Below are 26,432 nucleotides of genomic sequence, written 5' to 3' on the forward strand. Positions count from 1 at the left end.
CATGACGGCCAAGACCTCACCGGAGCAGCCACTGCCCATCCGCTCGGTGTTGCAGATGGTGGCGCAGTGGATCGGCAAGCTCGGCACCGTCTGGGCCGAGGGGCAGATCACCGACCTGTCCTCCCGCGGCGGCACGGTGTTCCTCACGCTGCGCGATCCGGTCGCCAACGTGTCCGCCCGCGTCACCTGCCCCCGCAACGTGTACGAGGCGACGGTGCCCCGCCCGGTGGACGGCGCCCGAGTGGTCGTGCTGGTCAAGCCGGACTTCTGGGTGAACAGAGGCTCCTTCGCGTTCACGGCCCTCGAGATCCGCCCGGTGGGCATCGGCGAGCTGCTGGCCAGGCTGGAGCGGCTGCGCCAGATCATCGTCGCCGAGGGCCTCGGCAACGCCGATCGCAAGCGCCGGCTGCCGTTCCTGCCGGGCACGATCGGCCTGATCTGCGGGCGCGACTCGGCCGCTGAGCGCGACGTCCTGGAGAACGCCCGCCGCCGCTGGCCCGCCGTGCGGTTCAAGGTCGAGACCGTCGCCGTCCAGGGGCCGTACGCCGTCGGCGAGGTCACCGACGCCCTCCACAGGCTCGACACCGACCGCGAGATCGACGTGATCATCATCGCCCGGGGCGGCGGCTCCCTGGAGGACCTGCTGCCGTTCTCCGACGAGTCGCTGGTGCGCGCCGTCTCGGCCTGCCGTACGCCGGTGGTCAGCGCCATCGGCCACGAGCAGGACAACCCGCTGCTCGACCTGGTGGCCGACGTCCGCGCCTCGACGCCGACGGACGCGGCGAAGAAGGTCGTCCCCGACGTCGGCGAGCAGCTCGTCCTGGTGCGCCAGCTGCGCGACCGGGGGCGGCGCGTGGTGGTCGGCCGGCTCGACCGCGAGGCCTCCTGGGTGGCGGCGGTACGCTCCCGGCCCTCGCTGGCCGACCCCGTCCGCGAGATCGAGCGCCGGGCGGAGCAGGCCGAGAGCCTTCGCGACCGGGCACGCCGCTGCCTGACCTCGTCGCTGGACCGCGCGGAGGACTCCCTGGAGCACCTGCGGGCCCGCCTGGTCACGCTGTCACCCGCCGCCACCCTCGAACGCGGCTACGCCATCGTGCAGCTTCCCTCCGGCGAGGTCGTGCGCCTGGCGTCGAGCTTGAGCGCCGGCGAGGAGCTGAGCGTGCGCTTCTCCGACGACCGCGTCGACGTCACGGTGGCGAAGCCCTCGGCCTGAGGGGGCGGACGCCGTGGCTGCCCATAAGGTGGGTGACGTGGCTGAGGAGAAAGCTGAGACCCCGTCGTACGAGCAGGCCCGCGAGGAGCTGACCGAGGTGGTTCGGCGCCTGGAGACGGGCGGCCTCACCCTGGAGCAGTCGATCGAGCTCTGGGAGCGTGGCGAGAAGCTCGCCGCCATCTGCGAGGAGTGGCTGCAGGGAGCCCGGGTCAGGCTGGCGGCGGCGATGGCCCGCCGCGAGGAGCCGGGCGCCGAGCCGGAGAACGCCCCCTTCTAGCGGCCTTTCAGGACGGGATGGGGCTCGGCGTCGAGGTCTGGGTGGGCTCGATCGTGGAGCTCCCCCTGGGCTGGGCCTTCAGCGACCCGGCGAGCTGCGTGAGCTCGTCCCAGTCGGCGAGGCCGGTGACCACGATCGTGACGCCGGGCTGGAAGCTGACCAGCGAGCGCTGTTTCTTGTCCGGGCGGAAACGTTCCTGCCAGGTCTGCCCGTTGATCTGCCGGGTGCCGGTGACCTTGTCGCTGTTGGCGATGCGGTTGGCGAACTCCTGGCCGGGCTGGCCGCTCTGGGCCAGCAAGGCGTGCGAGCGCTTGGCCGTCGCGAATCCCAGCCGCCAGGTGACGTAGGGCTTCTCCTCGACGGTGGAGCTGTTCGGCACCCAGTTCGCGGGGACGGGCTCGGGCACCCGCACCTCGTACGGCGCGACGCGGCGCAGGTTCGCCAGGGTGATCGAGTAGTCGACCCTCGGGATGTGCTCTTCGCGGCTCTGCGGAGCGATCAGCAGGAAGACTCCGACGAGCGCCAGGCAGAAGAGCACGGCGAACGCGTATCCGTAGAAGCCTTCGGTGAATCGACGCACAACCAGCGACAATACCGGCCGGGGGCGGCGGCCTGGGACGCGCACCCGCCACCCGCGATGGCCCGTACGGCCGGGCGCACGCGGGCGGCCACTCCACGGAGGCCGAGTTAGGGGCGCCGGATCTGGCCGATGATCGTCAGGACGTCCTCGGCGAGCCTCCTGGAGGCGTGCACGTCGTCCGACAGCGTCACCTCGGACACGGCGGCGGCCAGCGCGCCCGTGACGACCACGACCAGGGCTCCCCTGTCGTCCTCGAACAGGGCGGCGTTGCGCCGCGCCCACTGGCGCATGCGGTCGCGCATGATCACCTCGAAGCCGGGGGGCCCGTCTCCGCGCAGGAACAGCGCGGCGAGCTCGCGCTCGTCGAAGCACCCTTCGAGGTACGCGCGGGCACCGGCGATGAACAGGCGCATCGGGTCGGACTCGCCCTCGGCGCGCGCCGCCTGCACGGCCTGCTTGGTGCGCTGGGTCTGGCGGTTCTGGAACTCGTCGAAGAGCGTGAGGTAGAGGTCGGCCTTGCCCGAGAAATGGTGGTAGAGGCTGCCGACGCTGGCCCCCGCACGGGAGACGACGTCGGTGACCCCGGCCTCGGCGAAGCCGCTTGTGACGAATGTCTCCCTGGCGGCGTCCAAGAGGGCACCGCGCGTGGCGGCGCCGCGTTCCGAGGTGCGCACAGTCACCGGTCGTTCCGTGTCGCTGCTCATGCAGGTGACAGTATCCCTCCGTCGGCCGCGGAAGTGAGACAACTACGATCGTTGGAGTCGGCTGGATTAGAAAGCGGGGAACCTGGTAGGTCCAGTACAGGGCGTCCCGGTCGCCGATCGCACGATATAGAGGGGCTTGTAATCATGTCGGAGCAGACGTCCGTACCGCCCGCGCTGGCCACAGAAGAGCGCGCGCCCGATCGAAACCTGGCCCTTGAGCTGGTCCGCGTCACCGAGGCGGCGGCGATGGCCGCGGCGCGGTGGGTGGGCCGGGGCGACAAGAACGGCGCCGACGGCTCGGCGGTCAACGCCATGCGCCAACTGATCAACACGGTGTCGATGGACGGCGTCGTGGTGATCGGCGAGGGCGAGAAGGACAACGCCCCGATGCTCTACAACGGCGAGCGCGTCGGCGACGGCAGCGGCGCCGAGTGCGACGTGGCCGTGGACCCGATCGACGGCACCCGGCTGACCGCGCTCGGCATGTCCAACGCCATCTCCGTGATCGCGGTGAGCCCGCGCGGCGCGATGTACGACCCCTCGGCGGTCTTCTACATGGACAAGCTGGCGACCGGCCCCGAGGCGGCGGACGCGGTGGACATCGACGCTCCCGTGGCCGCGAACATCGCCGCCGTCGCCCGCGCCAAGGGATGCTCGCCGTCCGACGTCATGGTGGTCGTCCTCGACCGGCCCCGCCACGAGCGGCTCGTCAAGGAGATCCGCGAGACGGGGGCGCGCATCAAGTTCATCACCGACGGAGACGTGGCCGGCGCGATCATGGCGGCCCGCCCCGACACCGGCGTCGACCTCATGCTCGGCATCGGCGGCACCCCCGAGGGCATCATCGCGGCCTGCGCCCTGAAGTGCCTGGGAGGCGTGATCCAGGGCAAGCTGTGGCCGCGCGACGACGACGAGCGCCGCCGCGCGCTGGACGCCGGGCACGACCTCGACCGCGTGCTGACCACCGACGACCTGGTGACCTCCGACGACGTGTTCTTCGCCGCCTCGGGCATCACCGACGGCGAGCTGATGGGCGGCGTCCGCTATCGCAGCGGGGCGGCGGTCACCCACTCGCTGGTCATGCGCGGCCGTTCCGGCACCGTGCGCAAGGTGGAGAGCGAGCACCAGCTGTGGAAGCTGCGGGCCTACAGCGCGATCAACTTCGACACCGCGACCTGAACCGCGGACGGCGACTCGAAGCGGACGACGGCCCTGTGGGCGGACCTGCCTCGCTCAGGGCCTGCGGCGGCGGGCCCAGCCGCGCCTCGGCGGCTTCGGGACCTTCGCCACGACGTTGCCCATCATGATCATGCCGGTGATCTCGATCACGGGTGCGTCGGGAGGGGCGAAGTCCGGCACCTTGTTCTTCTTCCCTCCGAGGACGGCCGACGCGGGGATGTCCACGCGAACGCCCTCCGGGACGATCAGGGTGAGCGTCGCGCCCACGACGGTGGCCTGCACGGTGATGTGGCTGCTCTGGAGCAGCGCGTCGCGCAGGTCGAGCGTGACGCCGGTGCCGACGGCCGTGACCGAGTAGTTCGAGGGCACCACCCAGCGGCCCGCGCGCTGCTCCGAGCGGAACAGCGCCATGACCGGCCGCCCGTCGGCGCGCAGCGGCTGGAGGTGCTCGGGCAGCAGGTCGGCGGTGACGGAGACCAGCTCGCCGAGGGTGCGGGCGCTGTAGACGGCCTCGACGCGCTCTTCGTGCTCTTCCTGGGTGAGCCTGCCGTCCGCCAGGGCGTCGCCCAGCACGGTGACCACGCGCTCACGATCGGAGTCGGACGCCCTCAGCTCCTGCGGTGCCGGGCCCTGCCGGTCGGACGCCACGCCGTTGAGCACGCCGGCCAGGAACTGCCTGAGGACCGGCGCTCCCTGCCGGTTCCAGCGGTCGTTCCAGCGGTCGTAAGGCGCTCCGCGTCGGGCTTCCACGCCTCGACACTAACTCGCGGGATGACCCGTGACATACCCCTACCGCCATGACTTGGCGGAATACCACCAGGTACGAAGCACATCAGGACAGAAGATCCGTCAGAATTATCTGACTCGGCCGTTACGGCTGCCCCGCTTCACCGGAGGCCGCCGCGATGATCGCCGACCTGTGCGAGGAGGAGCCGACCGCGTGAGCTACCGGGACGATGCCGCTTTCTGGGCGTGCCCCCACGGGCAGGACGCCCGTCACGGCTGCGTCAGCTGCTATGAGGAGTCGGCCGACCCTGACCCCGATCTGCCCGTCTGGGACGTCGCAGTGTGGTTCACCTCCGACCAGCCGATCCCGGTCAAGGCCCTCCAGGACGTCCACCGCCACGGCCGCCGGTTCCTGCTCGACAAGCTGTCGGCTCCTCGCATCTACCTTCTGACCGGCCACGCGAACGCCGCGGGGGGCGGGCAGGCCGTCGCGGGGGTCATCGGCTTCCTGGTCCACAACCGCCACGTGGTGCACGCCTTCACCGTGCAGGACACCAGGGCGGTGCGCCTGTCACCGTCCCCGGACACCCCGACCGGTGAGAGAGTCTGGCCCTAGCCCTCCGCTCTGGGCCATTGACCGGTGTGGGCCGCGACCATACCCTGGCGAAACCTGAATTAGCCTCATGTTTCCGCTCCGTCCCCCCTCGGAGGCCGTGGTGCCCACCCCACGTGACCGGCGCGCGCGCCTCGCCGCCTTCGCCGTCTTCTTCGTCCAGGGGCTGACGTTCGCCACCCTGCTCACCCAGGTCGCGGCCCTGCAGAAGAAGCACGGGCTCAGCGACGGCGAGCTGTCCATCCTGCTCCTGGTCGTGCCCGTGATCGCGGGCGCCGGCAGCGTTCTCGCGGGGGAGATCGCCAAGCGGTACGGCAGCAGGGTGGTGCTCCGGGTCGCCCAGCCCCTCGCCGGTCTCGCCGTCGTGCTCGCGGGGCTCGCGGCCGGCGTGCCCGAGCTGGTCGCCGCGAACGTGCTGTTCGGCCTGTGCCTCGGCGCGGTCGACGCGGGCATGAACATGCAGGCCGTCACGATCGAGCGGAGGTACGGCAGGGCGATCCTCACCGGGTTCCACGCGCTGTGGAGCGCCGCGGCGGTCGTCGGCGCGGTCTGGGCCTCGGCCGCCGGAGGCATGGGGCTCGGCCTTCCCGCCACCTTCGCCGTCGCCATGATCGCCGGTGTGGCCATCGCCGTGCTCGCCGGTCCGGCCCTGTGCGCCCCCGAGGAAGAACACGTGCGGCCGGCGGAAGCCGAATCCCGCACCCCCGCGCCCGCCGGCGGTGGATTCCCATGGCGCCCGATCCTGCCGCTGTGCCTCGCGATGGCCTTCCTCTACGTCGGCGACGCGTCGATCTCCAACTTCGGGTCCGTCTACATGGACAAGATCATGCACGGGTCGGCGGCGGTCGTCCCGCTGGCGCTCGGGGCCTACCAGGCGACGACCTTCGTGGTCAGGGCCGGTGGCGACCTGGCCGTGCGCAGGTACGGCCCGGCCGCGATCGTCCGCGTCGGGGGCGCGCTCGCCGCCCTGGGGTTCGCCGGCATCGTCGCCGCCCCAAACGAGCCCCTGGCCATCGTCGCCTTCGGCGTGACCGGTGTGGGCCTGTCGGTCGTGGCCCCCCAGTCGTTCTCGGCCGCCGGACGGCTCGACCCGGCCGGCACGGGCGTGGCCATCGCGCGCGTCAACATGTTCAACTACGTGGGCTTCATCGTCGGAGCGGCCCTGGTCGGCGGGATCGCGGACGCCGCGAACTACCAGGTGGCCTTCGCGGCCCCCCTCGTCCTCGCGGCGGCCATCATCCTCCTGGCCCGCGGCTTCCAGCCGTCACGATCTCTTCCGGCACCGCGGCCCAGCGAGGCCTGAGCCCCGCCACGGGTCTAGAGGTACGGGCGCTGGGCGCGCTTGGCCCGCTCGTACCGTTCGTGGAGGCCGGGGGTGGTGGAGACCTCGGCCGTGGGGACGTCCCACCAGGCGGTGGTCTCCGGGGACGGGCCTGGGACGGTCTCCAGGTAGACGACCGTCGTCGTGCCGGACTCCCTGGCCTTGGTGAGGGCGACGCGCAGGGAGTCGGGGCCGGAGGCGCGCAGGACGTCGGCTCCGAGGCTCGCGGCGTTGGCGGCCAGGTCGACCGGCAGGAACGGCCCGTCCAGCCCGCCCTCCGGCGAGCGCCTGCGGTACGCCGTGCCGAGCCGCCGCGCGCCCACGGACTCCGACAGGCCACCGATCGACGCGAAGCCGTGGTTGTCCACGATCACCACGACCAGCTTGACGCCCTCCTGGACGGCGGTGGCGATCTCCTGGGCCATCATCAGGTACGACCCGTCGCCGACCAGCACGAAGACCTCGCGGTCCGGCGCCGCCAGCTTCACGCCGAGGCCGCCCGCGATCTCGTACCCCATGCAGGAGTAGCCGTACTCGACGTGGTACGCCTTCGGGTCGGAGGCGCGCCACAGCTTGTGCAGGTCACCGGGCATCGATCCAGCGGCGTTGACCACCACGCCGTCCGGCCCCGCGACCTCGTTCAGCACGCCGAGCACCACAGGCTGCGTCAGCGTGTCCCCCGCGTACAGCGCCGAGACCGTGTCCTGCCAGGCGCGGCCCAGCTCGGCGGCCCGTGAGGTCCAGGACGGGTCGGCCTTCCAGCCGCCGAGGTCGAGCAGCGCGAGCCCTTCGCGGGCGTCGCCCACCAGCATGACGCCGGCGTGCTTGGCCGCGTCGAAGGCCGTGACGTTGAGGTTCACGAAGCGGGCGTCGCCGAAGAGCGTGCGGGAAGCCGTCGTGAAGTCGGTGTAACGGGTGCCGACCCCGATGACCAGGTCGGCCTCGCGTGCGACGGCGTTGGCGGCGGCCGTGCCCGTGTGCCCGATCGCGCCGAGCGCGCACGGATGGTCGTACGGCAGGACGCCCTTGCCCGCCTGGGTCTCCCCCACGGGCACGCCGTGGGCCTCGGCGAAGGCGGTGAGCTCCTCCCACGCCTCGCTGTAGACCACCCCGCCGCCCGCGACGATCAGCGGGCGCCGGGAACGCCTGATCGCCTCCACGGCCCGCTCCACGGCGGCTGCGTCGGGGATGGGCCTCGCCACGTGCCACACCCTGCGCGCGAACAGCTCGGCGGGCCAGTCGTACGCCTCGGCCTGCACGTCCTGGGGCAGGGCGAGCGTCACCGCGCCCGTCTCGGCGGGGTCGGTGAGCACCCGCATCGCCGCCATCAGGGCCGAGGGGAGCTGCTCGGGCCGGTTGACCCGGTCGAAGAAGCGCGACACCGGCCGCAGGCAGTCGTTGACGCTGACGTCGTACGACCGGGGGTCCTCGAGCTCCTGCAGGACGGCCCCGGCGGCGCGGGTCGCGAAGACGTCGCCGGGCAGGAGGAGCACCGGGATCCGGTTGATCGTCGCGAGCGCCGCCCCGGTCACCATGTTGGTGGCGCCCGGGCCGATCGACGTCGTGCAGGCGAAGGTCGACAGGCGGTTGCGCGTCCTGGCGAAGCCCACGGCGGTGTGGACCATGGCCTGCTCGTTCCTCGCCAGGTAGTACGGCAGCGGGTCGCCGAGGCCCGCGCCCTGCTCCGCGAGCGCCTGGCCGACGCCGGCGACGTTGCCGTGCCCGAAGATGCCGAAGCAGCCCTCGATCAGCCGCTGCTCCACTCCGTCGCGCTCGCTCCACTGCTCGGCGAGGAACCGCACCAGCGCCTGGGCCACGGTGAGCCTGATCGTCGTCATGCCTTCGCCTCCGGCCTGCCGTTCGCGGGTGATGGGCGGTCGTAGGAGGTCATGGGGACGCGGGGGTCCACGGCCTGGCCTTCCCAGCTTGAGCGGATCCAGGCGTGCCGGGGGTCGTCGCAGAAGGCCATGGAACGCTTGTCCGCGGGCCCGGCGAGCACGTTCAGGTAGTACAGGTCGTAGCCGGGGGCCGCCATCGAGGGCCCGTGGTAGCCGTGCGGCACCAGCACCACGTCGCCGCAGCTCACCTCGGCCAGCACGTCGATGGGCCTGCCCGGCGAGCCGTACACCCGCTGGTATCCGGGACCGCCCTCGAAGTAGTAGATCTCCTCCAGCACCGCCTCGCCGTCGGCCTCGGTGTCGTGCTTGTGCGGCGGATAGGACGACCAGTTGCCCTCGGGGGTCAGCACCTCGACGGCGACGAGCTTGTCGCACTCGAAGGCGTCCGGGGCGCAGAAGTTGTTGACCTGCCGGCTGGCCTGCCCGGCGCCCCGCACCTCCACCGGGACGTCCTCGGCCGGGCCGTACCGCACCGGGAGCCGCCGCGTCGCGACGGCCGACGGCAGGGCGAACCGGCCCTCCCCGCTCAGCCGGACGCTCGACCCGATGGGCAGGTAGGCGAAGTCCGTGACGCCGCCGAAGACCGACTCACGGCCGCGCAGTTCGAGGCGCACCCCGTCACACTCGACGGCGCAGGACCCAGACAGCGGGACGACCAGCATCTCCTCGCCCCCGGTGGCGAACTCGACCGTCTCGCCCGAGAGGTTGAGCGCCCGGAGCCCGGCGTATGCCCATCCGGCGCTCTCGGGCGAGATCAGCAGGGCCCAGGGGGACTCGGCGGTGGAGCCCGCGGGAATGTACGACATCAGGACACCTCCAGCAACCCGGCGGCGGTGTCGACGGCCGCGGCCACGTCGTCGTCGGGCGGGTAGAGCAGCGCGCGCCCGACCACGAGACCGCGCACGCCGGGAAGCCGCAGCGCCTTGCTCCAGGAGGAGTACACCTGGTCGGGGGCCGCGGTCGGGTCGCCGCCGAGCAGCAGGGTGGGCAGGGTGGTCGCCTCCATGACCCGCTCCATCTCGTCGATGACCGGGATCTTCAGCCAGGTGTGCGCGGAGGTCGCGCCGAGCCCCTGGCCGACGTGGATGGCGTGGATCATGCCCTCGGGGGACAGGTCGTGGTGGACGACGCCCTCGTCCCTGTGGGACCAGAACGGCTCGACCATGGCGACCAGCCCCTCTCTGGCCAGGCTGGTCACGGCGCGCGAGCAGGACTCCAGCGTGTCCGCCGTCTCGGCGGACCGCAGGCCGACGCGGCAGAGCATCTTGCCCCCGTCGAGCCGCATGCGGACGATCGACTCGGTGTCGTAGGCGGTGAAGCGGTCGTCGAACTCGAAGGCCGTGCCGTGGAGACCGCCGCGGTTCATCGACCCGATCACCACCTTGCCGTGTAGGGCGCCGAGCAGGAGCAGGTCCTCCACGATGTCGGGGGTGGCGAGCAGGCCGTCGACCCCCGGCCGTGCCAGCGCGACGCACAGCCGGTCGAGCAGGTCGATGCGGCTGGCCATGACCATCGGCCGCCCGCGCACGCCGAGCGCGCCCCTGGCCGAGTGGTCGGCCGCGATGATCAGGAGCTGGTCGCGGTCGGCCAGCAGCGGCCTGCGCCGGCGTTCCGCCGCGGCCTGGGCGATCTTCTCCGGGTACCTGGCGCGGTACTCGGCCAGCCTCCTGCGGTCCTCGTCACGCATGGACATCCCCCGAGAGCACGCTTTCGACCTCCTTGACCGTGGGCATCGCCGGCGCGCAGGCGAGCCGTCCCGCGACGATCGCCCCCGCCGCGTTGGCGAAGCGCAGGGTCTCCGCGAGGCTCCGGCCGGCCAGCAGGCCGTCGCACAGCGCGCCGCCGAACGCGTCGCCCGCGCCGAGCCCGTTGACCACCTCGACCGGCACCGGCGGCACCTCCACGGTCTCCCCGGCCGTCATGCCCAGCACGCCTCCCGACCCTCGCTTCACGACCGCCAGCTCGACGCCCTGGTCGAGCAGCGCCCTGGCCGCCTCGTACGGCTCGCGCGTGCCGGTGGCCACCTCGCACTCGTCGAGGTTTCCCACGGCCACGGTGACGTGCCGCAGAGCCTGGCGTACCCATTCTCGTGCCGCTTCGGGCGACGTCCAGAACGTGGGGCGGTAGTCGAGGTCGAGCACGGTCAGCGGCGCGCGGCCTCTGGCCTCCCAGGCGGCGAAGTGGGCGCTTCTGGACGGCTCCTCGGACAGCCCGGTGACCGTCGCCCAGAACAGGCGCGCGTCCCTGATCGCGGCGAGGTCCAGCTCGTGCGGGTGGATCTCCAGGTCGGGTGCCTTGGGATAGCGGTAGAAGTACAGCGGGAAGTCCTCCGGCGGCCGGATCTCGCAGAACGTCACCGGCGTCGGCAGCCCCGGCACCTCGGTGACATGGCGGTCGTCCACGCCGTACGAGCGCAACGCGTCGTGGAGGAACTCCCCGAACGGGTCGGCCCCGGTGCGGGTGATCACGGCGGACGCGCGGCCCAGCCTGGCGGCGGCGACCGCGACGTTGGCGGGGCTGCCGCCGAGGTACTTGCCGAAGGTCTCGACCTCGCGCAGCGAGACGCCGACCTGGAGGGGGTAGATGTCGACGCCCACCCTGCCCATCGTGAGCACCTCGGTCATGCGGGGCCTTCCGCGCCGCGCCCGGGCAGACCGGATCCCGGCACCGCCTCGGGCGCGGGGCGCGAGAGAGCCGAAAGGTACGCCAGGCTCTCGCGGACCGCGGCCTGTGGCCCCTCGCCGCTCGCCGGCTCACCGTCGAGGACGACGTCCTGCTCCATGACGTACCAGCCCTGGTAGCCGGCGTCGCCGAGCCGGGTCACGATGCCCGCCACGTCCACGTCGCCCCTGCCGAGGGGGCGGTAGACGCCGGCGCGCACGGCGTCGGTGTAGGTGAGCCCGCCCGCGCGGACCTGCTCGGCGAGCGTGGCGTCCACGTCTTTCAGGTGAACGTGTGCGACTCTGGCTGCTGCCCTGGACACCAGGTCAAGCGGGTCGGTGCCCCCGATGAGAAGGTGGCCGGTGTCCAGGCAGAGTGGCATCTCGGAGCCGTCGAGCACCCGGTCGACCTCGTCACGCGTCTCGATCATGGTGCCGACGTGCGGGTGGAGGGTGACGGCCCGCTCGAAGCGCTCCGCCGCCTCCATCACGCGCCCGAGATTGGCCAGTAGCGTCTTCCAGCCCTCGGCGTCGAGCACGGGCCGCTCGTCGTAGCCGTCGGCGCCGGTCGCCGCCGCCAGCACGACCGTCCCCACGTCACCCTCGGCGAACGCCCGAAGCGTGGCCTGCGCCTCCGGCACCGGGTCGTACGCGGGATCGTGCAGCACCAGCGGGACGAAGCCACCGATGCCGCTCAGGCCGTACGACTCAAGGAGCGTGCGGCGGTGTTCGGGAGACGGGGGCAGGAAGCCGTCGGGGCCCAGCTCGGTGGCGGTCAGGCCGAGCGCGCGCATCTCGCCGAGTACGCGGTCGCGGCCGAGCTGGTGGCCCCAGCCAGGTACCTCGCAGACCCCCCATGAGATCGGCGCGGCGGCGATCCGCACCGGGCCGGTCGATGCGCCTGTGCCCGGGGCGGCCGGGGCGCTCATACGGTCACCTCCGCGACCCGCACCGGGCGCCCGGTGCTCCTGGACAGCTCGGCCGCCTCGGCGACGCGCAGGGCGGCGAGGGCGTCCTGGACGGTGCAGGGGCTCTGCCCGCCATCGCGCACGCTGTCGAGGAAGGCCCCGATCTCGGTGACGTACGCCGCCTCGAAGCGGGCGCCGAAGTCGGGCCACGCCTCGCCGCGGGGGAACTCGGCGGCGGGCTCGGCCGAGGTGAGGGGCACGCGGTCGTCCAGTCCGACGACCACCGTGTCACGTGTGCCTGCGAGCTCCATCCGCACGTCGTACCCCGCGCCGTTGTAACGAGACCCCTGCATCGTCACCAATGTGCCGTCGTCGAGGGTCAGCAGCGCGGCGCTGGTGTCCACGTCGCCGGCCTCCGCGAAGAACGCGGCCCCCCGGTTGGCCCCCGTGGCGTACACCGACTCGACCTCGCGGCCGGTGACCCAGCGCAGGATGTCGAAGTCGTGGATGTGGCAGTCGCGGAAGATGCCGCCGGAGAGGGGGATGTAGGCGGCGTCCGGCGGCCGGGGGTCGGCGGTCAGCATGTGGACCCTGTGCAGCTCCCCCACCTGGCCGCTGCGCAGCGCCCGGCGCGCGGCGGCGTACCCGGCGTCGAAGCGCCGCTGGAAGCCGATGTGGACGAGCGTGCCGCTGCGGGCGGCCGCCTCGACGACGCGCGCGGTCTCCTCGATGCCCGGCGCGACGGGTTTCTCGCAGAACACCGGGATCCCGGCGTCGCAGGCCCTGCGGATCAGCTCCGCGTGGGTGGAGGTGGGAGTGGCCACGACCACGGCGTCGGCCTCGAACGCGTCCCCGACCAGCGCGCCGACCCGGCCCGCCACCTCCTTGGCCCGCACCTCGTCGGCGTCCGACACGATCAGCTCGCCCACTTCCGGATGGGCGGCGAGCGTCGTCGCGTGGAACGCTCCGATGCGGCCAAGACCCAACAGACCCACACGCATACTGCCTCCGCGGCTCGATCAGCTCATCACGACCCGTCCACAGTTCTAAGTATCAGAATGCCGGGAGTCAAGAATTTGTCCTGACATTCAGACGAACTATGGTCTTGGCGACGTCGTGAGCCGCCGGGGGCCTCACGCGATGGCCCGCACATGCGGGAGCCCGGACGTTCCACGGTTACGGGAAGATCCGGGCTCCCGGGACGGGAGGTCGGTCACCACCATCGCGCCCGTCCCGGCGCGGCGTTCCTCTCCTCATGGGTGCCGACCGGCCGCAGGTCCTCGCCCGCGAGCTCGCGGGCCGTCCACTCGGGGTGCTCTCCCCCGTCTTCCTCATGGCGGCCCTCGATCCCGGCCGCACGCGCCTCGGCTGCGGTGAGCTCGGGTGCGTGCGGCGCGTGCCTGGCGTCAGGAGTCACCGGCCACTGGGCGTGCTCGCCCCTTATGCCGCAAAGAACGATGGTGACGAGCGCGACTCCCAGCGCCGACGCGACGACCATCACTCCGAGGACCACCACCACGATGTTGCCCGGATCCATGATTTCCCCCGATCTTGGATGTCGCGCGTACTTTCATTATCGAACGCACATATCAACGCATTCGACCCACATGTGATGGAGGGACGCCACCTCTACGCCAAGGTTGTGCCAAGTGTGTACAGCCCCGCGTCAGGAGGACGTCATAGGGAGCCGTACCCTGCACAGGACGGCGGCGAGCGCGCCACGAATACGGAGGAGCACAGGCGATGCCCGAGTTCGACTACACCGACCTGCTTCCGATGGGCCCCGATGAGACGGAATACCGTCTGATCACGGCTGAGGGGGTGCGGAAGGTCGAGGCGGCGGGCCGTACGTTCCTGGAAGTGGACCCGGAGGCGCTGCGCCTCCTGACCAAGACCGCGATTCACGATATTTCGCACTATCTGCGGTCGTCCCACCTCGCCCAGCTCCGCAAGATCATCGATGACCCCGAGTCCAGCGGCAACGACAGGTTCGTGGCCCTCGACCTGCTCAAGAACGCGAGCATCTCGGCGGGCGGCGTGCTCCCCATGTGCCAGGACACCGGCACCGCGATCGTGATGGGCAAGCGCGGCCGCCACGTGCTCACCGACGGCGCCGACCCCGAGCACATCTCGCGCGGCGTCTACGACGCCTACACCGAGCTGAACCTCAGATACTCCCAGATGGCCCCGCTGACCATGTGGGACGAGAAGAACACCGGCAGCAACCTCCCGGCCCAGATCGAGCTCTACGCCGAGGACCCGCACGGCCACCCCGACGAGTACAAGCTGCTGTTCATGGCCAAGGGCGGCGGCAGCGCCAACAAGTCCTTCCTCTACCAGGAGACCAAGGCGGTGCTCAACGAGAAGCGGATGCTCCGGTTCCTGAAGGAGAAGATCCGCTCCCTCGGCACCGCCGCGTGCCCGCCGTACCACCTGGCGGTGGTCGTGGGCGGCACCAGCGCCGAGTACGCGCTGAAGACCGCGAAGTACGCCTCCGCGCGCTACCTCGACACGATCCCCACGGAAGGCTCCCCCTCGGGTCACGGCTTCCGCGACCTGGAGCTGGAGAAGAAGGTCTTCGAGCTCACCCAGAAGCTCGGCATCGGCGCGCAGTTCGGCGGCAAGTACTTCTGCCACGACGTGCGGGTGATCCGGCTCCCCCGGCACGGCGCCTCGTGCCCGGTGGCGATCGCCGTCTCGTGCAGCGCCGACCGGCAGGCCCTCGCCAAGATCACGCCGGAGGGCGTCTTCCTGGAGAAGCTGGAGACCGACCCGGCGCGCTTCCTGCCCGAGACGACCGACGAGCACCTCTCGGACGACGTGGTGTCCATCGACCTCAACCGGCCCATGAGCGAGATCCTCGCCGAGCTCACGCGCTACCCCGTGAAGACCCGGCTCTCGCTGACCGGCCCGCTCGTCGTCGCCCGTGACATCGCGCACGCCAAGATCGGTGAACGGCTCGACGCCGGCGAGGAGATGCCGCAGTACCTGAAGGACCACGCCGTCTACTACGCCGGACCGGCCAAGACGCCCGAGGGGTACGCCTCCGGGTCCTTCGGCCCGACGACCGCCGGCCGCATGGACTCCTACGTCGAGCGCTTCCAGGCCGAGGGCGGGTCCCTGCTGATGCTGGCCAAGGGCAACCGCTCCAAGCAGGTCACCGAGGCCTGCCAGAAGTACGGCGGCTTCTACCTCGGCTCGATCGGCGGCCCGGCCGCCCGGCTCGCGCAGGACTGCATCAGGAAGGTGGACGTCCTCGAATACGCGGAGCTCGGCATGGAGGCCGTCTGGAAGATCGAGGTGGAGGACTTCCCCGCGTTCATCGTGGTCGACGACAAGGGCGCCGACTTCTTCGAGGACACCAGTGGCCCCGTGCTCACCATCGGTCGCCGAATCTGACAAAATCTGACGGAAGATCTCAACAGAGAATCGGCATGGCCTCTACAGGCGGCGATAAACAAATCGGTAAGCTGCCACCCATGCGCGCCCCGTCCGGATACGAGCTAGCCTCGCGTTACCGGCTCGTAGAGCCGGTCGGCCGCGGCGGCATGGGCACCGTCTGGCGTGCGCACGACGACCTGCTCGACCGTGACGTGGCTGTCAAGGAGGTGCGCCTCCCGCTGGTCCTCGACGAGGAGCTGCGGGCCGAGCTCTGCGCCCGCACCGAGCGCGAGGCCCGGGCGACCGCCATGGTGGCCCACCCCTCGGTGATCACCGTCTTCGACGTCGTCACCGAGGACGACCGGCCCTGGATCGTCATGGAGCTCCTCCACGCGCGATCGCTGGAAGACCTGGTCAAGGAGCAGGGGCCGCTTCCCCCGCGCCGCGTCGCCGAGATCGGCCGCCAGGTGCTCGGCGCGCTGCGGGCGGTGCACGCCAAGGGCATCCTGCACCGCGACGTGAAGCCCAGCAACGTGCTGGTGACCGAGGACCGCGCGGTGCTCACCGACTTCGGCCTGGCCGCCCTCGAGGGCGACGCGTCGATCACGCAGGCCGGCATCGTGCTCGGCTCCGCCGGCTACATCGCGCCCGAGCGCGTCCTCGGCGACAAGGCCAGCCCCGGCGCCGACCTGTGGTCGTTCGGCGCCACCCTGTACACCGCCGTCGAGGGCCGCGGCCTGCACGGCAGGCGTACGGCCGCGGCGGCGCTGGCCGCGCTCACCAGCGGTGAGCCGATCCCCATGGACAAGGCGGGGCCGCTCGCCCCCATCCTGCGCGGCCTGCTCCAGATCGACCCGGACGCCCGGCTCGACGGCATGCGCGCCTCGCTCATGCTCGCCCGCGTGGCGGCGGGCGGCTCGGCGGAGGAGCCGCTCGGAGGCCCCGCCCACCGCACGGCGCCCCGCCAGCAGCCACCGGCCACGATGGGCGGCATGCCGCCGCCCGCGCCGCACGCCTCGATGGGCGCCTTGTCGCCGTCGTCCCCGTCTCCGCCTTCGCCCCGCAGGCCGTCCCACCGGGGTCAGCACCGGGCCGACGCCAGGCCCGACGCCCGCCCGGTCTACCTCCCGCCCCGCGATCCCGGCCCCGTGCCGCAGCCCCGCATGCCCCGCAGGGCCGCCGAAGGGGTGCACCGCAAGCCGCCGGACTTCGCGCCGGGCCGCCGACGGGCTCCCGCGAACCCCGAGCTGAGCCAGGTGATGCGCCAGCTGTCCGATATCGTGCGCATGGTCCTGCCGCGCCGCTTCTGGCCAAAAAATATGCGTTAGTGCGTCGAAAGCAATTCTCAAGTCACTGTCGCTATCTTCTTACTCATGCCGGAACAGCAGAGGCGGCTGCTCGCCGACAGATACGAGCTGATCACCCCCCTCGGCAGAGGGACGATGGGCACTGTCTGGCGCGCTCACGACCGCCTCCTCGGCCGCGACGTGGCCGTCAAGGAGATCCGCCAGGACTCGGGGCTGAGCAAGGAGCAACGCGACGAGCTGCGCGAACGCATGATCCGCGAGGGTCGCACCGCCGCCAAGATCGCCCATCCCTCCGTGGCCACCGTCCACGACGCCATCGTGGTCGACGGCAGCCCGTGGATCATCATGGAGCTGGTCGAGGCCAGGTCGCTGGAGCAGGTGATCGACGAGGAGGGCCCCCTGCCGCCCCGGCTCGTCGCCGAGATCGGCCTCGACCTGCTGGGAGCGCTCGGCGCCGCGCACGATCAGGGCATCCTGCACCGCGACGTCAAGCCCGGCAACGTGCTCCTGACCGACACGGGACGCGTGGTGCTCACCGACTTCGGCATCGCGAAGGCGGCGGGCGACAGCAACATCACCAAGACGGGCATGGTGATCGGGTCACCCGGCTACACCGCCCCCGAGCGGGCCAGGGGAGACCACACCGGCCCCGAGTCCGACCTGTGGTCGCTCGGCGCCACGCTGTACTTCGCGGTCGAGGGCCGGCCCGCGTACGAACGCGACTCGGTGAGCGAGACGCTGGCCGCGCTGATGACCGAGCAGGCCGACCCCGCCACCCAGGCCGGCCCGCTCCGCCCCGCGCTCGAGGCGCTGCTGGAGAAGGACCACACCAAGCGGCTCACGCACGACCAGGCCGTCTCCCGGCTCCGCGCGGTCGCCCGCACCTCCGCCGCCAAGGCCGCCGCGAGCCCCCCGCCCGCCGCGCCCCCGAAACCCCCCGCTCCTCAAAAACCCGAGGCCACCGCCAAAACCCCCACCACCCGGGACACCAACGGCACGTCCGAGCCGGGTACCGGTTCCGAGCCGGACGTCGATCCGAACCAGACGATGATGGTCATCCGTCCCAAGGGCGGCCTGCGCATCCCCGGAGTCCAGTCCGAAAAGGACGCTGCCGCCGACCGGCCGGCCCCCGCGCGCAAGGCCGTCTCCACAGACGCCGACGAGGACGAAGACGGCCAGGCGACCATGGTCGGGCTGCTTCCCCCCATCCAGAGCCCCTCCCCCGCACCCTCGGCGCCCGCCGCACGCGCCCCCCGCCCTGCACCTCCCGTGTCCAGGACACCGCCCGCGCCCACGAAACCCCCCGCATCCGGGACACCCCCCGCCAGGCAGGAAGCCGCCGCCTCCCATGCCACGGCCGGGGTCCAGACCCCGCCGGGGGCCAGGGGAGCCGTCGCGCCGGCCGCCGCTGGAACGCTCTCTCCGCAGGGGACGGCGCAGGACGCGAGCTCCTGGGCCGAGCCGGCCACGCCCGAGAACGGGCTGGGCACCGACCTGTTCGCCTTCCAGGGCACGGCGCCGCCCCGGTACAGCAGCCCCGCCGGGATGATCATCCTGGTCGGCGTGGCCCTGCTCGGGCTGGCGGCCATCGTCATGCTCGTGGCCGCCGCGGTGTCGAGCAGCGGCGCCACCGATCCGAACGGGGCCAAGGTGTCGGGCGGCTCCGGCGGGGGCACCACCGCCTCGACCGTCGACGCCAGCGCGAGCACCACCCTTGACGCCGTCACGAGCACGGCCACGCCGCCCGCCTCCGGGCTCCGCCGCTACATCGACAAGACCGGCTACATCATCGACCTCCCGTCCAAGCTGCGCGGCGTCGCGAAGGGCGGGGGCGTCGGGTTCAGCGCCGAGGGCGACGTCCGTACGGTGCGCATCAGCCGCTCGGCGAACGGCACCGCGGACGTCCTCGCCGCGGCGAAGGCCGCGCAGGCGCGGGCCGTCGCGGCGGGCACCTATCCCGGGTACAAGCTCATCCGGCTGGCCGTGACCACCCCGGCGCCGTACCCCGGCACCGACGTGGCCGACTGGGAGTTCACCTACACCGCGAGCTCAGGCCCTGCTCACGTGCTGTCCCGCTGGGTCGCCGTGCCCGGCGGCGACAGCTACGCGATCTACTGGTCCACGCCGGAGGCCGGCTGGAAGTCCCACCGGCCACAGCTCGAAACGGTCCTCTCCTCATTCCAGCCCGCCCGCAGGGACACATCCGGCGGCTCGTAGAGCAAAACTGGAGTCATGGAGGATTTCCGGATCGAACATGACTCGATGGGCGACGTACGCGTCCCCGCGTCGGCCAAGTGGCGGGCGCAGACGCAGCGCGCCGTAGAGAACTTCCCGATATCGGGGCGCGGGCTCGAACCGGCCCACATAGCGGCGCTCGGGCTGATCAAGGCGGTGGCGGCCGAGGTGAACGGCGAGCTGGGCGTCCTCGAAGCCGACATGGCCGAGGCCATCTCCGAGGCCGCCACCGACGTCGCCGAGGGTGAGTGGAACGACGAGTTCCCGATCGACGTCTTCCAGACCGGCTCTGGCACCTCGTCCAACATGAACGCCAACGAAGTGATCGCCACGCTCGCCGAGAAGCGCCTCGGCCGCCCGGTGCATCCGAACGACCACGTCAACGCGTCGCAGTCGTCCAACGACGTGTTCCCGTCGTCGATCCACGTGGCGGCGATGGTGGACGTCGCGTACGAGCTGATCCCGGCGCTCGACCACCTGGCCATCGCGCTGCGCCAGAAGGCCGGCGTGTTCGCCGAGACGGTCAAGGCGGGGCGCACGCACCTGATGGACGCCACGCCGGTGACGCTGGGCCAGGAGTTCGGCGGCTACGCCACGCAGGTGGAGAACGGCGTCGCACGGCTGCGCGCGACGGTGCCCCGGCTCGCCGAGCTGCCCCTGGGCGGCACGGCGGTGGGCACCGGCATCAACACGCCGCCCGGGTTCGCCAAGGGGGTCGTCCAGAAGCTCAGGGAGGCCACCGAGCTGCCGTTCACCGAGGCCCGCGACCACTTCGAGGCCCAGGGCGCCCGCGACGCGCTCGTGGAGCTGTCCGGCCAGCTACGCGTGGTCGCGGTGTCCCTCAACAAGATCGCCAACGACCTGCGCTGGATGGGGTCCGGGCCGCGCGCGGGCCTGGGCGAGATCAACCTCCCCGACCTCCAGCCCGGCTCCTCGATCATGCCGGGGAAGGTCAATCCTGTGGTCCCCGAAGCGGTGACCATGGTCGCGGCCCAGGTCATCGGCAACGACGCGGCGGTAACGTTCGCAGGGGCGTCCGGGAGCTTCGAGCTCAACGTGATGATGCCGGTCATCGCGCGCAACGTGCTGGAGTCGATCCGCCTGCTGGCCAGCGTGTCCCGGCTGCTCGCCGACAAGTGCGTGCACCGGATCACCGCCAACGCCGACCGCCTGCGGGAGTACGCCGAGTCCTCCCCGTCGATCGTGACCCCGCTCAACCGCACCCTCGGGTACGAGGAGGCGGCGAGCATCGCCAAGCAGTCGCTCAAGGAGCGCAAGACCATCAAGGAGGTCGTGATCGAGCGCGGCCACGTGTCCTCCGGCAAGCTCACGGAGGAGCAACTCGACGCCGCCCTGGACGTCCTCTCCATGACCTCCCCCCCAAACCCGAGGAATCCGACACATAACCCCTGAAAACCCCCAGGGCCAAGCGAGGGACGCGTAGACGGCAAGGCAGTGGCTTCAGGCCGGGCCGGGGGTGGTCAGTCCGGGGGTGGGGAGGGAAGGTAGCGCTGCTGGACGGCGTGGGCGAGGCGGACGGCGTATCTGCCGCCGGGGACGTGGGACGCCAGCCTGCCCAGGATGGACCGCCTGGCCGAGAGCAGGCCCGGCTCTCCCCCGGCCTGGATCCTCGCCTTGCCTCCCCTGCCCATCTCCAGGACGAACCGCAGGTCGACCTCCTTGCCGTCGACGCGCAGGCGCGGCGTCCACAGGCCGGGGCCGATGTGCCCCTCGCCGGGGAAGCGGCGTACCGCGACCTTGGCGACGAGCTGGCCGGGAAAGCGGCCGGGGACCCCCGGTTCGACGAGCGCGGGGACCGCGATGACCCGTCCCCGGCTCGCGATCTGCCGCAGCACCAGCTCCGCCGGAGGCCCGCCGCTCGGCGGGACGTACGGGACGGGCAGGACGACGAACACGTGCCCTTCCCTGTGGGTGATGGAGGCCCCGGGCGAGACGAGCACGATCGACTCGGAGAACGACCGGGGCTCCACGCACACGCTGAGCTCCCTCTGGTCCGACCAGCAGGGGATGATCAGCTTGTGCGGCTGCCCGGCGAGCACGCCGACGCAGCTCAGCTGATCGCCCCGGTGTCCCGCGACGCGGGTGCGGGCCTGCTGCGCGCCGCTGTGCATGCGGACGTGCACCTCCCACTCGCCAGGGCGGAGGGAACGTCCGAGCGCGGCCGTGCCCACATCCAGCCGGGCCCGTCCGACGGCCCAGACGCGCACCCTGTCGCCCTCCTGCGACCGGCACACCTCGCCGGCCACCGGGAGGAAGTAGATCAGCCCGTTGTCCATGTGGCGGATGTAGACCTCCATGCGGGCCCTTGCCACCGCCTCGGTCACGTCGGTGACCTCCGGCGGCAGGGCCAGGCCGTCGAGCGGGGGCGTCCAGTGGAGGCGGTCGCCCTCGGCCCTGAAGGTCACCGGCGCCCCCTCTGCGCCGACGATCTCCACGGCCAGGTCCAGGAGGAGGGTGCCTTCCTCCCAGCGCACGTCGCGCAGCTCGGCGCGCACGGACGTACCCCTGGAAGCCTCGCTGAGGGCCACCAGACGCCCCAGCTCGCCCGACCGGACCAGAACCGCCCGGGCGCGAAGGTGGACCGGCAGATGGCGATCCAGCTCCTCGCCGAACCGTTCGGCGGTCAGCTGACGCAGAGCGGCGAAGAGCGCGGCACGCTGGTCAGAGCGGGCGGACAGCAAGGGGCGACCGCCCAGCAGGCGCAGCACGCCCGTGCGGAACCAGTGGGCGCGCAGCCGGTCGCGCTGGTCCCCCGGGTCGCTGTGGGCGTCGATGATGTCGAGGATCGCCCGGATGCCGGAGACGTGGACCGCCGGGTCCACCGTACGGTCGGGCGCGGGGCCCACATGGCAGCAGATGTGGTCGGCGAGGATCGCGATGACCTTGGCCGTCAGGTACGCCTCGATGACGAACGCCTGCTCCGACAGCTCGGGATCGATGTCGGAGAAGCGGATCTCGCGTGTGTCGAGGAAGGCGCGGCGGAACAGCTTGTGCGCCGTCGGCAGCCCGAGGAGGCGGTCGCGCAGCACGTCGGCGCGCTCACGGTTGCGGGTGAAGGCCCTCGGGGGCGGGTTGTCGCCGGTGACCAGCCGGCCGATCAGCACGTCGGCGTCGGTCTCGACGGCCGTGCGGTACATCACCTCAAGGGCCACGCGCTCCAGCCGGTCGCGCTGGCTGAGCAGGTAGACGTACTCGCCCTGGGCGACGGCCAGGCCCACGTTGCGCCCGCGCGCGGGCGAGCCGGTGTGCTCCAGGTGGAGGACCCTGACGTTGGGCCGTACGGCGGCGACGGCGTCGAGGCGTTCCCGCGTGCCGTCCCCCGACCTGTCGTCCGCGAAGATCACTTCGTACTCGTCCGACGGCATCGACTGCTCCAGCAGCGAACGTACGCACGCGTCGAACGCGTCATCGTCCGGGCCTGGCTCTGATACCGGCACCACCACGCTGACCTTCACACCCATGTGGGCCAGCGTGCGACGCGCACCACCGGGGCGCAGCCAGGCTTGCCGAAACGTCAAACAACCCTGACTAAGAGTTCGCGCTGTTCAGTACCCTGCCGGCCCGCGGGTCAGTACCAGCCGGTCGCCTGGGAGTGCCCCCACGCGCCGCAGGGGGTCTTGTAGCGGGCCGCGATGTAGCCGAGGCCCCACTCGATCTGGGTCGCCGCGCTGACCTGCCAGTCGTTGCCCGCGCTCGCCATCTTGCTGCCGGGCAGGGCCTGCGGGATGCCGTACGCGCCGCTGCTGCGGTTCATGGCCCGCTCGTTCCAGTGGCTTTCCTTGTCCCACAGCTTCTCGAGGCAGCCCCACTCGCCTGACCAGCCGCGCGCGGCGGCCATCTTCTGGCCGAGCGCCTTGTTGCTGCCGGGGTTGGGCTTGGAACCGGGCGGGAAGGCCTGCGGGGTGAAGCCCTCGCCTCCGGGCGCCTTCCTGACGATCTTCACGGGGTCGAAGCCCGCCGCGCCCTTCTTGCGGGCGTTCTTGATGTCGTACGCCCGCTGCGCCTGAGCCGCGACGGCCTTGAGCGCGTCGGTCTCGGGGTCGGGCGCGAACGGGTCGTTCACCCGCATCAGGTCATCCAGCGTCAGCGGGTTCGCCGAGGCCGCTTCGTTCTCCTTGACGGTCTTGACCACGAAGACGCCGAGCGCCGCGACCACCGCCAGGGACAGCCCGACGCCGATCACGCGCTTGGGGGTCAGCCAGGCCTTGCGCCCGGCCCGCTGGCGCGCACGGCCCCGCGGCGGCGGGGGATGGTCGTCGTCCCGCCTGCCTCGCCTGTCCCGCAACTGCTGACCTGAGCTCACGGCCTATGAGCTTGCCGTGACATAGGGGGTGGTTCGCAACCCAAACGTCAAAGTTCTTTGAAGGGCACATGGCCTAACTGTGGAGTAACGTGCGCTTATCCCCCTCAATGTGATTCTCGTCACACCGCCCGCCCCGCGCCCGCCCTCCGGACCCCCGCACCGGAGGGCGGCGGATGGCGTGCCATCCGGGAGGCGCGTCCGTGAACGAGGCGTGAACACCCCCGCCCCTCTGGGCCGGTACGGCAGGAGGGCGTCGCGGGAACCCGGCTCGGGCGCGGACCCCCTCAGGCTGCTTAGTTACTGTCGGGGTTGCGTCGGCGCCACGTCACAGTTCTGTGACAGAGAAGGGGATAACGGAGTTTCGGCAATAATGTCCGGGTGGCCGGCATCCTTCTCGTCGAAGACGATCCCTCCGTCAGGACGGGGCTCGAGCTGGCACTCACGCGGCAGGGTCACTCCGTCACCGCCTACGCGACCGGCGAGGAGGCCCTCGACCACGTGCGCGCCCGGCGTCCCGAGATCGTCATCCTCGACGTCATGCTGCCCGGAATCGACGGCGTCGAGGTGTGCCGGCGCATCCGCAGGCTCGACTCCCTGCCGATAATCCTGCTCACGGCACGCGGCGACGACCTCGACATGGTGGTCGGGCTGGAGGCCGGCGCGGACGACTACGTGGTCAAGCCCGTGGAGCCGCGCGTGCTCGACGCCCGCATCCGGGCCGTCCTGCGGCGCCTGGAGTCCGCCTCGGCGGACCGGATCAGCTTCGGCGACCTGGTGGTCGACCGGGGAGCGCTGAAGGTTACCCTGGCCAGCCGCGAGATACACCTCACGCCGACCGAGCTGCGCCTGCTGCTGGAACTGGTACGCCATCCCGGCCAGGTGCTCAACCGCCGGTACCTGCTGCGCGCGGTCTGGGACCACAACCACGTGGCCGACTCCCGCCTGGTGGACGCCTGCGTGCAGCGCATCCGCGCCAAGATCGAGCCAGTGCCGGCCGAGCCGGTGTTCATCCACACCGTGCGGGGCTTCGGGTACCGGTTCAGCCCCCCGTGAGCATCGGCCGCCGTCGTCCCACCGGACTGCGCGGCCGGCTGGTCATCACCTTCGTCCTCGTCGCGGTGACCGCCTCGGCCCTGGTGGCGGGCATCGGCTACCAACTCGTCCGCCGCGCGCTGCTCGACCGGGTCGAGAGCAGCGCCACCGTCGACGTCAAGAGCGTCCTTGAGCGGGTATCGCTGCCCATCGGCACCAGCGACCTGCTCTGGCCGACCGACGCGGTGGTCACCGAGAGCGATCTCACCAACCTCGCCGACTCCCTCGGGGGTCCCGACCGCCAGGTGATCCTCAAGTACGGCGACCAGGAGCGGCTGAGCACCGGCACGAGGCTCGCGCTCGACGACGTCCCGATCGAGCTCCGCAGGCAGGCCTCGTCGCGCATGGTCCGCCAGCGGCTGCTGATCAGGGATCAGCCCTGGCTGCTGATCGGCACCCAGGTACACCGGCTCACCCGTACCGGGGCGGTCCGCCCGACCGGAATGACCGTCTTCGTGTTCGTCTCCCTGAAGGAGGAGGACGGGGTCCTCGCCCGGCTGCGCACCGCGCTCGCCCAGGCCTCGGGCATCACGCTGGCGATCGCGCTCACCGTCGCGCTGGTGTCCGCGCGCAGCGTCCTGCTCCCGGTTCGCAGGCTCGGCGACGCCGCCCGGGCGCTTGGAGCCGGACGCCTGGACACCCGCCTGCCGGTGCACGGCCGCGACGAGCTGGCCGGGCTGACCGCGACGTTCAACGACACGGCCTCGGCCCTGGAGCAGACCGTGTCGGAGCTGCGCGCCCTGGAGGCGATGTCGCGGCGTTTCGTGGCCGACGTCTCCCACGAGCTGCGCACTCCGCTGACCGCGATGACCGCCGTGACCGACATGCTGACCGAGGAGGCGGAGCGCCTTCCCCCGGACGCGGGCAAGGCCGTGGACCTCGTGGTACGCGAGATCAACCGGCTGCGGGTCCTGGTGGAGCACCTCATCGAGGCGAGCCGGCTGGACTCCGGCACCGCCGTGCTGACCAGGGAGAACGTCGAGGTCGGCGAGGCGCTGGCCGACTGCCTGGAGATCAGGGGATGGACGGGCCGCGTGCGCCTGGACGTCCCGCGCGGGCTGTCGTTCTCGCTCGACCCCCGGCGCTTCGACGTGATCGTGGCCAACCTGATGGGCAACGCCCTGCACCACGGCGCGCCCCCGGTGACGGCGACCGCGCGCGCGCTCCGCAGCGGCCTGGAGGTGAAGGTGCGCGACCGAGGGAAGGGCATCCCCCAGCAGGCGCTGCCCCACGTCTTCGAGCGCTTCTACAAGGTGGGCGCGGGCAGGGCGCGCAGTGAGGGCAGCGGGCTCGGCCTCGCGATCGCCAAGGCCAACGCTGAGCTGCACGGCGGCACGATCAGGGTGGAGCTGTGCGACCCCGGAACCCAGTTCACCCTGTGGATACCGCACCCATGAATCCTGAACGCGTTCCCCGCCCCCCGCGCCGAGGCGGGCGCCTGGCCCGGCTCGCCGTGACGGCCCTGGCCGCGCTGCTGGCGGGTACGGCGGCGTGCGGCGTGGACCCGACGGGCGTCGTCGACGCCGGGCCTGCCCCGGTGATAAGCGCCCGTGGCGCCGCCGCGACCGTCTACCTGCTCCGGGACGGGCGGCTCGCGCCCAAGAACGTCGCCACCGCCTCCGCGGCGGCCCAGGACGTCATCACGGCCCTGTTCGAGGTGGGCAAGCGGTCGGGCGACGGCCTCGGCACCGGGCTGCGGGGGTTCCGGCTCGAACAGACGGTCCTCGGGCGGTACGGCGTGGACAGCGGCGTGCGCAACGACCCGGAGAACCCCGTGGGCCTGCGGCTGCACGTGATAGTGAACGGCCCCGGCAGGCTCGGGCGTACGGCGATGGCCCAGATCACCTGCACAGCGCGGCTGCGCGAGGAGATCTGGGCCGTGAAGATCACTCAGACCACGGCCAAGGGGCCGATGGCGCTGGGCGAGCACACCTGCCGCGAGTACCACGACCTCGCGGCGGCCAACGTCAACCTCCCGCCGTGACCGCCGGCCACGGCGAGGGTGACGGTGCGC

At 71.8% G+C, this 26,432-nt stretch carries 24 protein-coding genes; 12 read left to right on the forward strand and 12 right to left on the reverse strand.

What is annotated here, in order from left to right:
• Window position 1 precedes the first annotated feature (1 nt).
• Window positions 2–1,213 (forward strand): exodeoxyribonuclease VII large subunit, encoded by a 1,212-nt coding sequence (gene xseA, locus OG589_RS31865; RefSeq protein WP_405141703.1) that lies wholly within the window; start codon window positions 2–4, stop codon window positions 1,211–1,213.
• A 37-nt stretch (window positions 1,214–1,250) separates the two neighbouring features.
• Window positions 1,251–1,490 (forward strand): exodeoxyribonuclease VII small subunit, encoded by a 240-nt coding sequence (locus tag OG589_RS31870; RefSeq protein ID WP_405141704.1) that lies wholly within the window; start codon window positions 1,251–1,253, stop codon window positions 1,488–1,490.
• Window positions 1,491–1,497: 7 nt separating this feature from the next.
• On the opposite strand, the gene OG589_RS31875 is transcribed toward OG589_RS31870, so the two are convergent.
• Complete coding sequence (locus OG589_RS31875) at window positions 1,498–2,070, reverse strand: DUF4245 domain-containing protein (protein WP_405141705.1); 573 nt, start codon at window positions 2,068–2,070, stop codon at window positions 1,498–1,500.
• A gap of 107 nt (window positions 2,071–2,177) precedes the next feature.
• Window positions 2,178–2,774 (reverse strand): TetR/AcrR family transcriptional regulator, encoded by a 597-nt coding sequence (locus tag OG589_RS31880; protein WP_405141706.1) that lies wholly within the window; start codon window positions 2,772–2,774, stop codon window positions 2,178–2,180.
• A gap of 144 nt (window positions 2,775–2,918) precedes the next feature.
• Here OG589_RS31880 and glpX point away from each other — a divergent pair, with 144 nt between their 5' ends.
• Window positions 2,919–3,953 carry a class II fructose-bisphosphatase gene (glpX, locus tag OG589_RS31885; protein ID WP_405141707.1) on the forward strand — a complete coding sequence of 345 codons (1,035 nt, stop codon included), beginning with the start codon at window positions 2,919–2,921 and terminating at the stop codon, window positions 3,951–3,953.
• A gap of 54 nt (window positions 3,954–4,007) precedes the next feature.
• On the opposite strand, the gene OG589_RS31890 is transcribed toward glpX, so the two are convergent.
• Window positions 4,008–4,703, reverse strand: a complete 696-nt coding sequence (locus OG589_RS31890) for a DUF1707 domain-containing protein (RefSeq protein WP_405141709.1) — start codon at window positions 4,701–4,703, stop codon at window positions 4,008–4,010.
• 190 nt (window positions 4,704–4,893) lie between these two features.
• Here OG589_RS31890 and OG589_RS31895 point away from each other — a divergent pair, with 190 nt between their 5' ends.
• Complete coding sequence (locus OG589_RS31895) at window positions 4,894–5,295, forward strand: hypothetical protein (protein ID WP_405141710.1); 402 nt, start codon at window positions 4,894–4,896, stop codon at window positions 5,293–5,295.
• A 100-nt stretch (window positions 5,296–5,395) separates the two neighbouring features.
• A complete protein-coding gene (locus tag OG589_RS31900) occupies window positions 5,396–6,595 on the forward strand; it encodes an MFS transporter (protein WP_405141712.1) in 1,200 nt (399 codons plus the stop codon).
• A gap of 14 nt (window positions 6,596–6,609) precedes the next feature.
• Here the strand turns inward: OG589_RS31900 and iolD are convergent, their stop codons facing one another.
• The 7 genes from iolD to OG589_RS31935 all read right to left on the reverse strand — a co-directional run bounded on the left by iolD (window position 6,610) and on the right by OG589_RS31935 (window position 13,616).
• Window positions 6,610–8,451, reverse strand: coding sequence for a 3D-(3,5/4)-trihydroxycyclohexane-1,2-dione acylhydrolase (decyclizing) (iolD, locus tag OG589_RS31905; protein WP_405141714.1), 1,842 nt, complete (start codon window positions 8,449–8,451; stop codon window positions 6,610–6,612).
• Window positions 8,448–9,317, reverse strand: coding sequence for a 5-deoxy-glucuronate isomerase (iolB, locus tag OG589_RS31910; protein WP_405141716.1), 870 nt, complete (start codon window positions 9,315–9,317; stop codon window positions 8,448–8,450). The genes iolD and iolB overlap by 4 nt, the downstream gene beginning before the upstream one ends.
• Window positions 9,317–10,198, reverse strand: coding sequence for a class I fructose-bisphosphate aldolase (locus OG589_RS31915; protein WP_405141718.1), 882 nt, complete (start codon window positions 10,196–10,198; stop codon window positions 9,317–9,319). The genes iolB and OG589_RS31915 overlap by 1 nt, the downstream gene beginning before the upstream one ends.
• Window positions 10,191–11,135: a 5-dehydro-2-deoxygluconokinase gene (gene iolC, locus OG589_RS31920; protein WP_405141719.1), complete on the reverse strand. Its 945-nt coding sequence runs from the start codon at window positions 11,133–11,135 to the stop codon at window positions 10,191–10,193. Before iolC ends, OG589_RS31915 begins: the two co-directional genes overlap by 8 nt.
• Window positions 11,132–12,100 carry a TIM barrel protein gene (locus OG589_RS31925; RefSeq protein ID WP_405141720.1) on the reverse strand — a complete coding sequence of 323 codons (969 nt, stop codon included), beginning with the start codon at window positions 12,098–12,100 and terminating at the stop codon, window positions 11,132–11,134. The genes iolC and OG589_RS31925 overlap by 4 nt, the downstream gene beginning before the upstream one ends.
• On the reverse strand, window positions 12,097–13,080 hold the full coding sequence (locus OG589_RS31930; protein ID WP_405141721.1) for a Gfo/Idh/MocA family oxidoreductase: 984 nt from the start codon (window positions 13,078–13,080) through the stop codon (window positions 12,097–12,099). The genes OG589_RS31925 and OG589_RS31930 overlap by 4 nt, the downstream gene beginning before the upstream one ends.
• 212 nt (window positions 13,081–13,292) lie before the next feature.
• Window positions 13,293–13,616: a hypothetical protein gene (locus OG589_RS31935; protein WP_405141722.1), complete on the reverse strand. Its 324-nt coding sequence runs from the start codon at window positions 13,614–13,616 to the stop codon at window positions 13,293–13,295.
• Between the two features lie 206 nt (window positions 13,617–13,822).
• Here OG589_RS31935 and OG589_RS31940 point away from each other — a divergent pair, with 206 nt between their 5' ends.
• From OG589_RS31940 to OG589_RS31955, 4 genes are all read left to right on the forward strand, one after another.
• A complete protein-coding gene (locus tag OG589_RS31940) occupies window positions 13,823–15,478 on the forward strand; it encodes a fumarate hydratase (RefSeq protein ID WP_405141724.1) in 1,656 nt (551 codons plus the stop codon).
• Window positions 15,479–15,558: 80 nt separating this feature from the next.
• Complete coding sequence (locus tag OG589_RS31945; protein ID WP_405141725.1) at window positions 15,559–16,788, forward strand: serine/threonine-protein kinase; 1,230 nt, start codon at window positions 15,559–15,561, stop codon at window positions 16,786–16,788.
• Window positions 16,789–16,833: 45 nt separating this feature from the next.
• Complete coding sequence (locus OG589_RS31950) at window positions 16,834–18,984, forward strand: serine/threonine-protein kinase (protein ID WP_405141726.1); 2,151 nt, start codon at window positions 16,834–16,836, stop codon at window positions 18,982–18,984.
• 15 nt (window positions 18,985–18,999) lie between these two features.
• A complete protein-coding gene (locus OG589_RS31955) occupies window positions 19,000–20,415 on the forward strand; it encodes a class II fumarate hydratase (RefSeq protein WP_405141727.1) in 1,416 nt (471 codons plus the stop codon).
• 68 nt (window positions 20,416–20,483) lie between these two features.
• Here OG589_RS31955 and OG589_RS31960 read toward each other — a convergent pair whose 3' ends face one another.
• Both OG589_RS31960 and OG589_RS31965 read right to left on the reverse strand, forming a co-directional pair.
• The gene (locus OG589_RS31960; protein WP_405141728.1) at window positions 20,484–22,484 is read right to left on the reverse strand and encodes a glycosyltransferase family 2 protein; all 2,001 of its coding nucleotides are present in this window, start codon (window positions 22,482–22,484) and stop codon (window positions 20,484–20,486) included.
• A 107-nt stretch (window positions 22,485–22,591) separates the two neighbouring features.
• Window positions 22,592–23,326 (reverse strand): lytic transglycosylase domain-containing protein, encoded by a 735-nt coding sequence (locus tag OG589_RS31965; RefSeq protein ID WP_405141729.1) that lies wholly within the window; start codon window positions 23,324–23,326, stop codon window positions 22,592–22,594.
• Between the two features lie 378 nt (window positions 23,327–23,704).
• On the opposite strand from OG589_RS31965, the gene OG589_RS31970 reads away from it, so the two are divergent.
• Genes OG589_RS31970 through OG589_RS31980 form a run of 3 tightly spaced genes read left to right on the forward strand, consistent with a single transcriptional unit; the run spans window position 23,705 to window position 26,402 of the window.
• A complete protein-coding gene (locus tag OG589_RS31970; RefSeq protein ID WP_405141730.1) occupies window positions 23,705–24,379 on the forward strand; it encodes a response regulator in 675 nt (224 codons plus the stop codon).
• The gene (locus OG589_RS31975) at window positions 24,376–25,815 is read left to right on the forward strand and encodes a sensor histidine kinase (protein WP_405141731.1); all 1,440 of its coding nucleotides are present in this window, start codon (window positions 24,376–24,378) and stop codon (window positions 25,813–25,815) included. Before OG589_RS31970 ends, OG589_RS31975 begins: the two co-directional genes overlap by 4 nt.
• Entirely contained in the window at window positions 25,812–26,402 is a 591-nt protein-coding gene (locus OG589_RS31980) for a hypothetical protein (RefSeq protein ID WP_405141732.1), read from the forward strand. Before OG589_RS31975 ends, OG589_RS31980 begins: the two co-directional genes overlap by 4 nt.
• Window positions 26,403–26,432 lie beyond the last annotated feature (30 nt).

Origin of the sequence: Sphaerisporangium sp. NBC_01403 (assembly GCF_045040145.1) — a bacterium.
In the GTDB taxonomy this organism is placed as follows: Bacteria; Actinomycetota; Actinomycetes; order Streptosporangiales; family Streptosporangiaceae; genus Sphaerisporangium; species Sphaerisporangium viridialbum.